The organism is Granulicella sp. WH15 (assembly GCF_009914315.1).
Classification (GTDB): Bacteria; Acidobacteriota; Terriglobia; order Terriglobales; family Acidobacteriaceae; genus Edaphobacter.
In genome coordinates this window covers 613530-627461 of record NZ_CP042596.1, presented here as the reverse complement: position 1 = coordinate 627461, position 13932 = coordinate 613530, and the positions used below count along the sequence as shown (strand labels likewise).

Below are 13932 nucleotides of genomic sequence, written 5' to 3'. Positions count from 1 at the left end.
ACGATATATGTCCGGCGAAGTCGCAGCTCAGACGATCAGCCCGTTCTTCCACAACGCCAGAACCACGTCCATCTGGCTGCCGTGCTCCACGTTCTCGCCATCGGTCACCGCAGCCCAAAGCGACGAGACCGTCTTATGCGTCCCGGCCTTCAACAGCTCCACGGCCTGCACCGCGTAAGCCTTGTTACGATTGCCGTTCGAGGTCCAGGAGGCATACTGCCCAGCCGGAATATCCTTCACCAGCCCCGCCTCGCAGAGGCCCAGGAACGCGTTGCGCGGACCCGCCTTCTTCTGCCCGATCGGCGTCGTGGGATACAGCTTGCCGACCGCATCCTGCCAACGCTCCTCCGGCGTATACGCCTTGCCGAAGGTATCCATCTTCACCGCCATCAAGGCGGCCTCACCATACCGATTTGCCATCTCTATAGCGTACCGGAAGGATGGATAGAACGTGGATAGCGGACGGTAAAACATGGTGAGCCGACGTGGTGGATTGCACTTGAAGTAGTGCAGTTCATCTGCCGAGGCAGGGGAGCATGTCGAGGATATGGGTAAGGTCCTTGTCGGTGGCGAGGGGATACCTGTCCTCCACCCCTTCGGAGATGGTGGGGGCCTGCCAGTGGCCCTCGATGTAGAGGAACGAGACCAGCTTGGTCGAGCCGTCGGGGCTGGGATAGGTCATATACCGCCGGGGAACGGTGCCGACCTCGCTGGCGTACTCGCGAACGTTGTTCTTGACGGGATAGCCGCAGTGGTCGATGAGCCAGATCGGCGTCATGGTGTTGAGCTGGCTGCGCCGGATGATCGACCACTCGCGGCGGGCAGAGGGGTCGGATGGACCATAGGCGGTAGCGGGAGCCGCCTTGCGCAGCCTGATTCCAGCTAACACGCCGACGACAACCAGCACTGCGAGAGCCACCAGCCAGCGAAGCTTGCCGGAGTGGAGACTCGCGCTGCCTCTGATGCCGGATGGCATAGCCGCAAGCGTACACCAAGGTCTCGCGCCGCGAACCGGAAAAACGCCTGTTTACGCCACTTTCTTGCGGCGTGTCCGCCTATTTGGTGTTCAGGAAGCCGAGCAGGTTGTTGATGTCGTCGGCGGAGAGCTTGTCCGCGAACGACGGCATGGGCGGCTTGCCTGTGGGGATGCCGGTCGTGACCACGCTGCGGATGTGGTCCTCACCCACCTTGTCCACGATACCGATCAGCGCGGGGATCACGGGAGGCATACCGGCGCGGGTGGGCTGGTGGCACATGGAGCAGTTCTTCATGTAGATGGCCTGGCCCGCCGCGACGTCTCGCTTGGGAGCGGCATGGACCACCGGCTTGGGTTCAGCAGGGGCTTCGGCCTTGGCGGTTGCTGCTCCGGCTGCTGAGGCGGTCTGCTTCGCCGTTGGGATGGGAACCGTGGGGGATGCGGTGGTCGCCGAAGGTGTGGGTGTGGCCGCGGGCGGCATGGGAGTGGAGCTGGCCAGCTCTGGGGTCGCGATGGGAGCGGCGTGGATGGCCTGCACTGCGGTCTGGACGGAGGTCATCGCGGGTGCAGTCCAGGGCTCGGCGAAGCTGTCGGGGAGACCTTCGCGGGCGGCGATGTCCTTCAGGTTCTCGACCGGGGTGCCTGCGGGGACGTCGGCGCGGGTGGCGTGCTGGCTCAGTTGCAGGGCGCGGATGTAGGCGGCGACGGCCCAGCGGTCTTCGGGCGTAAGCTGCGCGGCGTAGTCCGGCATGGCTCCGAGGCCGTTGGTCATGACCGTGAAGAAGTGGCCGAGGGGAGCGGACTGGAGGCGCAGGGTGTGGAAGTTGCCCGCCGGGTAGTAGCCGCGCTGGACGATCATGCCGACGCCGTTGCCGACGCGGGAGTGGCAGGGGGTGCAGTAGATGTTGTAGCGCTCCTGGCCGCGGGCGAGGACGTCAGCCGTCGCGGCGAAGGGCATCACGTCGCCCTCTTTGCCGTCGATCATGCCGGTGTGCAGGTAGCTGGTGGGGTCGCCCTGCGAGCGGGCGACGGTGCCGGTGACCTGCGGGCGGACGGAGCGCCCGTCGGCGTAGAAAGAGGTGCCGCGCTGGGGGAAGAACTTCGGCTGGTCGTGCATGTCCTGACGGCAACCGGCTGCGGTGAGTATGGACAGCAATCCTAGAAAGCTCAGCGTGTTGCGCAAGCCACGGCTCTGAATCTCGAAACCACCCCTCATGCCCACCCCTGCTCCAGCGATTGATGTTCGTGGCCTGATTGTAATTCAGGAGGCGCAACCTCTGTTGCGTCAGATGATGGTCAGACCATTGGCAAAGAGAATATTTGCGTTCAAAGTGGATTTGTCCGGCGGGATGGATTTGTGCCGGGGATAGGTCGGGCCTTCAGCCCTCTTCTCTTTTATGCGTTCGGTTACCTAGGGCTTCGCCCTAGGCTGGTATAGGACGCGCCTTCGGCGCTTTTCGTCCGTCAGGATTTTGGGGTGAGGAGAGGAAAGCATACCTCGGGGGCTAAAGCCCGCTTCTTGGGTGAGTTTTGATGTCCGGGCTAAAGCCCGGACCTACCCCAGGAGCAACAGCAAGAACAACGGCAACAGCAAGAACAACGGCAACAGCAAGAACAACGGCAACAGCAAGAACAACGGCAACAGCAAGAACAACGGCAACAGCAAGAACAACGGCAACAGCAAGAACAACGGCAACAGCAAGAACAACGGCAACAGCAAGAACAACGGCAACAGCAAGAACAACGGCAACAGCAAGAACAACGGCAAAGACAGAAGCAGATTCCTCCGCTTCGCTCCTGAATGACAACCAAGAAAACAAACAACGACAACAGCAACAGTCGAAGTGGAAGTATCAGTGGCAAACCCACCTCTCAGAAGCGAGACATTGGGCATCCGGGCCTTGTGCTTGCACCAGCTCGGAGTGGCAGCAAACAAAAAGCGGGCCGACTCTTTCGAGTCGACCCGCCTTTGTTGTTGCTGTCTTTTAAGGTTTCACGCGAAGCGTCGAGAACGGCACGAAGTGCTATTCGGCGGCCATTTCTTCTTGTTCGCCTTCCATCCGCATCTGCTCCAGCTCTCGCTCCTCGGCTTCGATGGCTGCCGTGACCTCCTGCTGGACCTGGGCGGCTGCCTCCTCGAGTTCGGGCGACAACTGCACGTTGCGGTAGTACTCCATGCCGGTTCCGGCAGGGATGAGGCGACCGACGATGACGTTCTCCTTGAGGCCGCGCAGCGTGTCGATCTTGCCGCTGATCGAGGCTTCGGTGAGGACGCGGGTGGTCTCCTGGAAGCTGGCGGCCGAGATGAAGCTGTCGGTCGAGAGCGACGCCTTCGTGATACCGAGAAGAAGCGAACGCCCGATGGCAGGCTTGCCGCCCGTCATCAGAACACGCTGGTTCTCGCCGTTGAAGCGGAAGCGATCGGTCTGCTCGTCGACGAGGAAGGACGTATCGCCCACCTCTTCGATCTTGACCCAGCGCAGCATCTGCCGAACGATGGTCTCGATGTGCTTGTCCGAGATGGTCACACCCTGCAAGCGGTAGACCTCCTGGATTTCGTTCACGAGATACATCTGCAGAGCACGCTCGCCGAGCACCTCGAGGATGTCGTGCGGGTTGCGCGGTCCGTCGATGAGGGCGTCGCCTGCACGCAGACGCTCGCCTTCCTGGACGTTGACGTACACACCACGCGGCACCGAGTACTCTTCCTCCTGCCCGTTGTCGGCCGTGACGTAGACCTTGCGCTGGCCCTTGGACACATCGCCGAAGCGGACGACACCGTCGATCTTCGAGATGATCGCGGGATCGCGAGGCTTACGCGCTTCGAACAGCTCAACGACGCGCGGCAGACCTCCGGTGATGTCCTTGGTACGGGTGGTCTCACGCGGGATCTTCGCGAGGATATCGCCGGGGAAGACCTCGTCGCCGTCCTGCAACATAAGGTGAGCACGCGACGGCATCAGGTAACGCTTGTTGCCGTTGACGCCCTTGATGATGATGGCGGGCTGACGCTTCTCATCGGGAGAGTCGGCGACGACCAGACGCGAGAGGCCGGTGACTTCGTCGACCTCTTCGTTGAGCGTGACGCCTTCCTGAAGGTCCTTGAACTGGACCGTTCCGGCGATCTCGGTGAGGAGCGAGAAGGTGTAAGGGTCCCACTCGCCGATGACCTGTCCCTGTGCAACCTGCTGGCCCTCTTCGACCTTCAGCTTGGCGCCGTAGACGATCGCGTAACGCTCCTTCTCGCGGCCCTTGTCGTCGATGACGGCGATAGAACCATTACGGTTGAAGGCCACCAGGCCGCCGTCCTTCGAGCGCACCGTGACGAGGTTGATGAAGCGGATCGAACCCGCGTTCTTGGCCTCGAGGTGCGACGCATCGGAGACGCGCGAAGCGGTTCCGCCGATGTGGAAGGTACGCATGGTGAGCTGGGTTCCCGGCTCGCCGATGGACTGCGCCGCGATGACACCGACGGCCTCGCCCATCTCAACCATCTTGCCCGAGCCGAGGTTACGGCCGTAGCAGAGGATGCATACTCCCCGCTTCGATTCGCACGTCAGAACAGACCGGATCTTCACCTTCTCGATACCCGCGGCCTGGATGGCCGAGGCGAGATCTTCGTCGATCTCCTGGTTCACTTCGACGATGGTCTTGCCCTCGAAGTCCTTGAGCTTCTCGAGCGAGACGCGGCCGATGATGCGGTCGCGCAGCGGCTCGATGGTCTCACCGGCTTCGATGATCGGGGTGACGTAGATGCCGTCGACCGTGCCGCAATCGACGTGCGAGATGATGACGTCCTGGGCCACGTCGACCAGACGGCGGGTGAGGTAACCCGAGTCCGCGGTCTTGAGCGCCGTGTCGGCCAGACCCTTACGGGCTCCGTGCGTGGAGATGAAGTACTGGAGCACGGTGAGACCTTCACGGAAGTTCGCCGTAATGGGGGTCTCGATGATCTCGCCCGAGGGCTTGGCCATCAGACCGCGCATACCGGAGAGCTGACGGATCTGCTGCTTCGAACCACGAGCACCGGAGTCGGCCATGATGTAGATCGGGTTCATGGCTCCTTCCTTGTCGGCGCGCTTCATGTTGTTGAACATCTCATCGGCGACGCGCTCGGTGACTCCCGACCACATCTGGATGACCTTGTTCGAACGCTCGCCGTTGGTGATGGCTCCGTCGAGGTACTGCTGCTGCATGGTGAGGACGGTCTTTTCGGCGTCGCCAACCAGCGTGTACTTCGAATCCGGGATGACCATGTCGTCGAGCCCGACCGAGAGACCGGAGCGCGTGGCATAGCGGAAGCCGAGATCCTTGACGCGGTCGAGGGTCTTGACGGTCACTTCGAGTCCGAGGTTCAGGTAGCAGTAGTTGATGAGCTGCCCGATTCCCTTCTTCTTCAGCAGACCGTTGACGAAGGGCATTCCCTCCGGCAGCGAGTCGTTGAGGATGGCGCGGCCGACGGTGGTCGAGATGAACTGGTTGTTGTACTCGACGGCCTCGGTGTGGACGAGATCCTGATCGTCGTACGCGGTGGTCATGTCGAGCACCTTGCCAGTGTAGCGCAGGCGGATCGGCGAGAGCGTCTCGACCTGCTGGGCCTCGAGCGCCATGAAGACCTCTTCGATGTTCGCGAAGACGCGGCCTTCACCCTTGGCGTTCACCTTGGCCTTGGTGAGGTAGTAGAGGCCGAGGACGAGGTCCTGCGTGGGCACCGTGATGGGCTGTCCTGAGGCGGGCGAGAGGATGTTGTGCGCGGCCAGCATCAGGACCGAAGCCTCGATCTGAGCCTCGGGCGAGAGCGGGATGTGTACAGCCATCTGGTCGCCGTCGAAGTCGGCGTTGAACGCCGTGCAGACGAGCGGATGGATCTTGATGGCCTTGCCTTCGACGAGCACCGGCTCAAACGCCTGGATACCCAGACGGTGGAGGGTCGGAGCGCGGTTCAGCAGGACCGGGTGATCCTTGATGACCTCTTCGAGGATGTCCCAGACGATGGGCTCCTGCATCTCCACCATCTCCTTGGCCTGCTTGATGGTGGTGCAGTGGCCGGTCTGCTCGAGGCGGTGATAGATGAAGGGCTTGAACAGCTCAAGCGCCATCTTCTTGGGCAGACCGCACTGGTGCAGCTTCAGCTCGGGGCCGACGACGATGACCGAACGGCCGGAGTAGTCGACGCGCTTGCCGAGCAGGTTCTGACGGAAGCGGCCCTGCTTGCCCTTGAGGGTGTCGGAGAGCGACTTCAGCGGACGGTTGTTCGCGCCACGCAGCACGCGGCCACGGCGGCCGTTGTCGAAGAGCGCGTCGACGGCCTCCTGCAACATGCGCTTTTCGTTGCGGACGATGACCTCGGGAGCGTGCAGGTCCATCAGCTTCTTGAGGCGGTTGTTGCGGTTGATGACGCGGCGGTACAGGTCGTTCAGGTCCGACGTGGCGAAGCGGCCGCCATCGAGCGGAACCAGCGGACGCAGTTCGGGCGGGATCACGGGGATCACGTCGAGGATCATCCACTGCGGCAGGTTGTCGGACTTGCGGAAGGCCTCGACGATCTTCAGACGCTTGGAGTACTTGAGCTTCTTCTGGAGCGAGGTCTCGGTCTTCATTCTTTCCCGAAGCTCGATGCTAAGCTCGAGGATCTCGACGCGCTTGAGCAGCTCCTTGATGGCCTCTGCGCCCATCATGGCCTTGAAGCCGGAGGGGCGGTACTGCTGGTCGAGCTCGCGGAAGCGGTTCTCGTCCTTGATGACCTCGCGCTCCTTGACCGGCGCGTCGCCCGGATCGACGACGACGTAGGACTCGAAGTAGAGGACGGCCTCAAGCTCGCGCAGCGAGATGTCGAGAAGGTGGCCGATGCGCGACGGCAGGCCCTTGAAGAACCAGACGTGCGAGCAGGGCGAGGCCAGCTCGATGTGGCCGAGGCGCTCGCGCCGGACCTTCGAGAGGGTGACCTCGACGCCGCACTTGTCGCAGATGACGCCGCGGTGCTTCATGCGCTTGTACTTGCCGCACAGGCACTCCCAGTCGGTGACGGGTCCGAAGATGCGCGCGCAGAAGAGGCCGTCACGCTCGGGCTTGAACGTGCGGTAGTTGATGGTCTCGGGCTTGGTGACCTCGCCATGCGACCAGCTACGGATCTTCTCCGGGCTGGCGAGCTGAATCTTAATGGCGTCGAAGTCGGCGATGGGGCCGGTCAGTTCAAAGGGGCTGGAGCGAAACATATATGCGTCTCCGTATGGTGCAGCTCCTGGTTGCGGAGCTGCGGGTCTGGTGCGGTTCAATGCTGAGCGATGGAGGTGGTGCTTTAAGTCTCATCGCCTTCTTCTATTTCGTGCCGGGGTCCCTCGGGCGAGCCCTCCTGAACATTGAGCAGATGGCCTTGCTCAGGAGGAACTCGCCATGGGTCCGGCGAGTCTTGCCAGGAGCTAATGGCCTGAGGCCAGTAGCTCGGATTCGTTAGTCGGCGGCCGCAATCGACGGCAGCGGAACCTTCTTCTGGTCCGACTGCTTGATCAGCTCTACGTCCAGGCACAAAGACTGAAGCTCTCTGATCAGCACGTTGAACGACTCCGGCACGCCCGGCTCGATCGCCGCCTCGCCCTTGACGATGGCCTCGTAGATCTTGGTACGGCCAAAGACGTCGTCGGACTTGGCGGTGAGCAGCTCCTGCAGGATGTAAGCAGCGCCATAAGCTTCGAGCGCCCAGACCTCCATCTCACCGAAGCGCTGTCCGCCGAACTGCGCCTTACCACCCAGCGGCTGCTGCGTGATGAGCGAGTACGGCCCGATGGAGCGTGCGTGGATCTTGTCGTCGACAAGGTGCGACAGCTTGAGCATGTAGATGTAGCCGACCGTGGCGGGCTGCTCGAATGGATCGCCGAGCATACCGTCAAAGAGCTGCGTCTTACCCGAGCTGGGCAGGCCCGCCGACTTCAGCAGAGCCTTGATCTCGGTCTCGCGTGCGCCGTCGAAGACCGCCGTGCCGAACCAGATGCCGCGCTTCATACCGGCGGCGACGCGCAGGGTCTGCTCGTCGTCGAGGTTGAGCAACTGGTTGAGAGCAGCCGTGCCCGCGAAGCGCGCCTTGAAGAGCTCGCGAACCTCGTTGGCCGACTCCATCTTCTCCGCAAGCTCGGCGACCTGCTGGCCGAGGGTGTGAGCCGCCCAGCCGAGGTGCGTCTCGAGGATCTGTCCGACGTTCATACGCGAAGGCACACCGAGCGGGTTCAGCACGATCTCGACCGGGGTTCCATCGGGCAGGTACGGCATATCCTCTTCGGGCAGGATGCGCGCGACCACACCCTTGTTACCGTGGCGGCCGGCCATCTTGTCTCCGACCGACAGGCGGCGCTTCATCGCGATGTACACCTTGACCATCTTGATGACGCCGGGCGCAAGCTCATCGCCCTTCGACATCTTGCTGATCTTCTCGTTCGTGATCTTGCGCAGAACGTCGATCTGGCGAGAGGTCATCTCTTCGATCTCGTCGATCTGCTCGTTCACGCGCGGATCCTTGTCGGCGTAGCGGATGCGCTTCAGGTTGCGGGTGCTGATCAGCTCGATCATGTCGCGGTCGAGGATCTCGCCCTTGTTGAGCAGCTTCTTGTTGGTGCGCTCGTCATGCAAATCAGCCAAGACTTCCTTAGCTCCCAGGATCGCCTCAAGACGCTTCAACCGCTCGTCGGTGAGAATACGAATCTCGTCGGCCAGGTTGCGCTCCAGCTTCTCGACCATCTCCTGCTCGATCTGCTTGGCGCGCTCGTCTTTCTCCTGTCCCTTGCGGGAGAAGATGCGGACGTCGACGACCGTGCCTTCGATGCCCGGAGGGCACGTGAGCGAGGCGTCGCGAACGTCTCCGGCCTTTTCGCCGAAGATGGCGCGCAGCAGCTTCTCTTCAGGGGTCAACTGCGTCTCGCCCTTGGGAGTTACTTTGCCGACCAGGATGTCGTTGTGGCCGATCTTGGCGCCGATGCGGATGATGCCCGACTCGTCCAGATCACGCAGCGCGTGCTCGGAGACGTTGGGGATATCCCGCGTGATCTCTTCCGGTCCCAGCTTCGTGTCGCGGGCCTCGATCTCGAACTCCTCGATGTGGATCGAGGTGTAGTAGTCCTCGCGGACCAGCTTTTCGGAGATCAGGATCGCGTCCTCGAAGTTGTATCCGCGCCAGGGCATGAAGGCCACCAGCACGTTACGTCCGAGACCCAGCTCTCCCTGCTCGGTGCAAGGACCGTCAGCGATTACCTGCCCCTTCAGCACGCGGTCACCCTTGCGGACGATCGGCTTCTGGTTGATGCAGGTGTTCTGGTTGGAGCGCTTGAACTTGGTGAGCTGATAGATGTCCGAACCCACCTCACGCGAGAGCTGCGTGGGGTGATGCTCGCCCTCTACACGGACGATGATGCGCTCCGAGTCCACCGAGTCGATGATGCCGTTGCGCTTGGCCAGGATGACGGCGCCCGAGTCGCGGGCGGTGACGCCTTCCATACCGGTTCCGACGAACGGAGCCTCGGCCACCAGCAGAGGCACCGACTGGCGCTGCATGTTGGCTCCCATCAGAGCGCGGTTGGCGTCGTCGTGCTCGAGGAACGGCACGAGCGAGGCGGCCACGGAGACGAGCTGCTTCGGCGACACGTCGACGTAATCGACCTCGGACTTGTTGACCAGGACAAAGTTGCCCTGACGCCGCGCATCGACGATGTTCTGAACGATGTTCAGGTGCTCATCGAGCTCGATGTTGGCCTGAGCGATCGTGTGGCGATCCTCTTCCCACGCCGAGAGATAGAAGCTGAAGGGCTCCAGATCCATCGTGCGCTTGCCGGCCTTGCGCAGCTCTTCGTTCTTGGCTGCGGCCTCGCTGGTCTCGAGGTGATCGCCCTGGCGCAGACCGGACTCGCCCGCGTTGGTGACCGCAACGTAATCCAGCGCCTGACCGTCCTTCACGCGGCGGTACGGGCTTTCGATGAAGCCGTACTCATTGATGCGCGCAAAGCAGGAAAGCGACGAGATGAGACCGATGTTCGGACCTTCAGGCGTCTCGATCGGGCAGATGCGTCCGTAGTGGGTCGGGTGCACGTCGCGGACTTCGAAGCCAGCGCGCTCACGCGATAGACCACCAGGCCCAAGGGCGGAGAGGCGACGCTTGTGCGTGATCTCCGACAGCGGGTTGGTCTGGTCCATGAACTGTGAGAGCTGCGACGAACCGAAGAACTCGCGGATCGCGGCCATGACGGGCTTGGCGTTGATGAGGTCGTGCGGCATCGCCGTCGACATCTCCTGATAGACCGACATCTTCTCCTTGATCGCGCGCTCCATGCGAACCAGGCCGATGCGGAACTGGTTCTCCATGAGCTCACCGACCGCGCGGACGCGGCGGTTGCCAAGGTGATCGATATCGTCCACCGCGCCGATGTTCTTGCGCAGCTTCAGCAGGTAGCGGATAGTGCCGTAGAAGTCCTCGGGGGTCAGCGTGCGGTGGTCGAGCCCCTCGGGCGACTGATCCTCGTACAGCTTGATGTTGAACTTGAGACGGCCCACGCGCGAGAAGTCGTACTTGCGCGGATCGAAGAACATGCCCTCGAAGAGCGCGGTCGCGGTGTCGAGCGTCGGCGGGTCGCCCGGACGCAGCTTGCGGTAGATCTCGATCAGGGCCTCTTCAGGCTTGCGCACCGAGTCGCGCCGCAGCGTGTTGGTGATGATGTTGCCCACGTCATCGCGCTCGGGGAAGAAGACCTCGAGGGTGGTGACGCCGGACTGGATGATCTTGTGCAGCTTGTCGGCGCTCAGCTCCTGGTTGGCCTCGTAGAGCAGCTCGCCAGTGGTCATATCGACGATGTCCGAGGCCGTCATCGCGCCCTCAAGCTCGGTGGTCTCGACCTCGACCGACTCGATCTTGTTGGTGCGAAGAGCCTTGAGCACGCTCGGGCTGATCTTGCGCCCGGCGACGCCGATCTCCTCGCCCTTGTGCTTGACCGCGGCCGCGGGCTTGGTGCCCAGCAGGTTGGTCGGCTTGCCCTCTTCGGCTACCTTCCAGCTCAGCTTGCCGTCGGCGATGCCGATGGTGTCGACCGTGTAGAAGGTCTTGAGGATCTCCTCATCGGTACGCAGGCCGAGCGCGCGCAGGAAGATGGTGCCGAGGAACTTTCGCTTGCGGTCGATGCGGACGTAGAGGGTGTTCTTCTGGTCGTACTCGAACTCGACCCACGAGCCGCGGTACGGAATGATCTTGCCCAGGAAGTAGGTGCGGTTGTTCGCCGTCTCGAAGAAGACGCCGGGCGAACGGTGGAGCTGCGAGACGATGACGCGCTCTGTGCCGTTGACGATGAAGGTGCCGTTCTGGCTCATCAGCGGGATATCGCCGAAGAAGACCTCCTGCTCCTTCATGTCGCGCAGGGTCTTGACGCCGGTCTCGGCGTCCTTGTCGTAGATCTTCAGGCGGATCGTCACCTTGAGCGGAGCCGAGTAGGTCATGCCGCGCTCTTCGCACTCGGCCTGATCGTACTTGAGCTGAAGGCCCACGGGGTCTCCGCACTTGGTGCAGAAGTCGGGGGTGTTCTTGTTGTAGGTGCCGCAGAAGTTACAGAGGACGTCGCCCGGATGGAAGGGGTCGGTGATGACCATGTGGCCGCAGTGCGAGCAGGCCGTGCGCAGGTGGTTGAGGCCCTTGAGGTAGCCGCACTTGCACTCCCAGTTGCCGATGGAGAAATCAACGAACTCCAGCTCGGACACGTTGCGGAAGTCGGTGATCGGGAAGACCGAGGTGAACACCGACTGCAGGCCGTTGTCCTCGCGCTCCTGAGGCAGCTTGTCCATCTGCAGGAAACGCTCGTAGCTGCGGCGCTGGACCTCGATGAGGTTCGGAATCTGGATGGAGGTGGGAATCTTGGAAAAATCGAGACGGCTGCGGATCGCGCGCATTTCTTTCTTTGGACCGGACATGCTCTCTCCTGAAGATCGCGTCGAGGCCTCTCCAGCTAAACTCCCGGCATCGTATGACCGATGAGGGAACCAGCCTTCGAGGAGCAGAGCCACACTGCGGCTCTGCGGGTTACGTGCTGTGCGCTGTCCTGATTCGACTCCGGGTCCGACCGCCCTCGCGTGCGGCCTACCCTCTGCGCATACTCTCTCCGGTCATCACGACCGGCCTTCTTCTTGCTGCTGGGTGAAATCACCCGGAACAGAGACCCCGAAGCACTCTGGGGTCATGCTGAACTCAAACTTGGGTCCTGCTGAAAAATCTCCGGAACAAGCGGTTTAGAGGATTAGACCGACCAAACAACTTTTCGCTTTCCGTACCGTTATGGAACTGCTATAAACACCGCATTGCACCACGTTGAAACTCGAAGCCAGGCATAAAACTAACTGGCAGGGACGACAAAAACGCCCACAGGAACAAAGTGTCCCGAGAGCGCAAAAGACGAGTTTCGCACCGAACCTATCGTGATCAGAGTAATTGATGCCGCCCTTTGAGACTCGCCGTGTCTCAAGAGTTCGCTGCCGCCTGCCCGTTTCACACCAGCCATCCGCCGCTTGACGCCTGGTATGGCCGACCTCGTACACCGCACAACGCGGCATAGGCCGGAATAAAACCTGATAACAACCTGAAGTTAGGTAGTTTCCCAGTAAGGTAGTTAGTAGAGTTGCCTGATGTCACACGATCAGGCGGAAGCCAGTATCCTCATCGCTAAGGATACCGCTTTCCGCCTGAAAGTGCAACTAGGAATAACTACTTGATCTCGACTGCCGCGACGCCTTCGAACTTCTTGGCAATGGCTTCCGCGTCCGCCTTGGAGATGTTCTCCTTGAGCGGCTTCGGTGCGCCGTCGACCAGGTCCTTGGCTTCCTTGAGACCGAGGGCCGTGATCTCGCGAACCGCCTTGATGGTCGCGATCTTGTTGGCGCCGCCGTCCTTCAGGATGACCGTGAACTCGGTCTTCTCTTCCACGGGAGCCGCCGCCGCAGCGCCGCCGCCCGCAGCCGGAGCTGCAACTGCCGCCGCCGCCGAGACGCCGAGGCGCTCTTCAAGCTTCTTGACCAGAGCCGATGCTTCGAGCAGGCTCAGGCTAACGATCGAATCTTCCAACTGCTGTAGGTCCGCCATGTGATTTCTCCGTTTCTAATGTTGTTGCTGAACTTCATTTGTGATCTCCGAAGCCTCGTTCCGCTTCGGCTGCCATCCCCTCCCGGGTTTCCGTTGCGCCCAGACTGGCGCCCCCGTGACGGAACAGCGAAACTTGTTAGCCCTCGACCGCAGGAGCCTCTGCCTCTGCAGCAGGAGCCTCTTCGACAGCCGTCTCCACAACAGGAGCAGCAGCCTCGGCTACGGGAGCCGCAACAGCGGCCGGGGCCGAACCCGAGAACTTCTCCTTCTCGACGCCCTGGTTGATAACCACCGCGAGATCGCGGCCCGTGGCGTTGATGACGGTCGCCAGGCGCTGCGCCGGGGACTGGATGAGGAACAGCAGCTTCGAGAACAGCTCTTCCTTGCCCGGCATCGTGGCCAGGTCGCCAATCTCCTGCACCGAGATCACCTTGCCGTCGACGATGCCCAGCTTGAAGGTGAACTCCGCGTTGTCCTTGACCCACGCCGCCAGCGCCTTCGCCAGCGCGACGGGATCGCCCGAGGTGTAGGCGACCGAGGAGACGCCCTTGAGACCCTGGAGAGCGGCCTCAACCTTCGAACCCTGGCTCGCACGCGCGGCCAGCTTGTTCTTGACGACGTGATAGCTTCCGCCCGCGCCGCGAACGACCTTGCGCAGATCGAAGTCCTTGGCGGCGGTCATACCCTTGAAGGTGCCGATGATAGCGGACGTGGAAGACTCAAGCTCCTTGGTGAGGACCTTGACCTTCGCCGCTTTGGTTGCCCTGCTGATTGCCATAAAAACCTAGCCTTTAGCTGCCGGATCTTGCACCGGCTGTCTTGAATATCTGCCCGCAGACTCGCGGGGAAAATCGTCCCAGCC

The 13932-nt window shown here is 61.9% G+C and carries 8 protein-coding genes; 1 reads left to right on the top strand and 7 read right to left on the bottom strand.

The genetic code is table 11. The features are described from left to right. Window positions 1-27: 27 nt before the first annotated feature. The 3 genes from FTO74_RS02825 to FTO74_RS02815 all read right to left on the bottom strand — a co-directional run bounded on the left by FTO74_RS02825 (window position 28) and on the right by FTO74_RS02815 (window position 2192). A complete protein-coding gene (locus tag FTO74_RS02825; protein WP_162536779.1) occupies window positions 28-420 on the bottom strand; it encodes a hypothetical protein in 393 nt (130 codons plus the stop codon). Between the two features lie 94 nt (window positions 421-514). Beyond that, on the bottom strand, window positions 515-976 hold the full coding sequence (locus FTO74_RS02820; RefSeq protein WP_162536778.1) for a hypothetical protein: 462 nt from the start codon (window positions 974-976) through the stop codon (window positions 515-517). 79 nt (window positions 977-1055) lie between these two features. Further along, on the bottom strand, window positions 1056-2192 hold the full coding sequence (locus tag FTO74_RS02815) for a c-type cytochrome (protein ID WP_162536777.1): 1137 nt from the start codon (window positions 2190-2192) through the stop codon (window positions 1056-1058). 307 nt (window positions 2193-2499) lie between these two features. Between FTO74_RS02815 and FTO74_RS02810 the strand changes: the two genes are divergently transcribed. Next, a complete protein-coding gene (locus tag FTO74_RS02810; RefSeq protein ID WP_181955720.1) occupies window positions 2500-2781 on the top strand; it encodes a hypothetical protein in 282 nt (93 codons plus the stop codon). 219 nt (window positions 2782-3000) lie between these two features. Here FTO74_RS02810 and rpoC read toward each other — a convergent pair whose 3' ends face one another. The 4 genes from rpoC to rplJ form a co-directional block, all read right to left on the bottom strand. Then, complete coding sequence (gene rpoC / locus FTO74_RS02805; RefSeq protein WP_162536776.1) at window positions 3001-7191, bottom strand: DNA-directed RNA polymerase subunit beta'; 4191 nt, start codon at window positions 7189-7191, stop codon at window positions 3001-3003. A 235-nt stretch (window positions 7192-7426) separates the two neighbouring features. Continuing rightward, entirely contained in the window at window positions 7427-11908 is a 4482-nt protein-coding gene (rpoB, locus tag FTO74_RS02800) for a DNA-directed RNA polymerase subunit beta (protein ID WP_162536775.1), read from the bottom strand. A gap of 787 nt (window positions 11909-12695) precedes the next feature. Continuing rightward, the gene (gene rplL / locus FTO74_RS02795; protein WP_162536774.1) at window positions 12696-13070 is read right to left on the bottom strand and encodes a 50S ribosomal protein L7/L12; all 375 of its coding nucleotides are present in this window, start codon (window positions 13068-13070) and stop codon (window positions 12696-12698) included. Window positions 13071-13206: 136 nt separating this feature from the next. Continuing rightward, window positions 13207-13848: a 50S ribosomal protein L10 gene (gene rplJ, locus FTO74_RS02790; RefSeq protein WP_162536773.1), complete on the bottom strand. Its 642-nt coding sequence runs from the start codon at window positions 13846-13848 to the stop codon at window positions 13207-13209. Window positions 13849-13932: the final 84 nt, after the last annotated feature.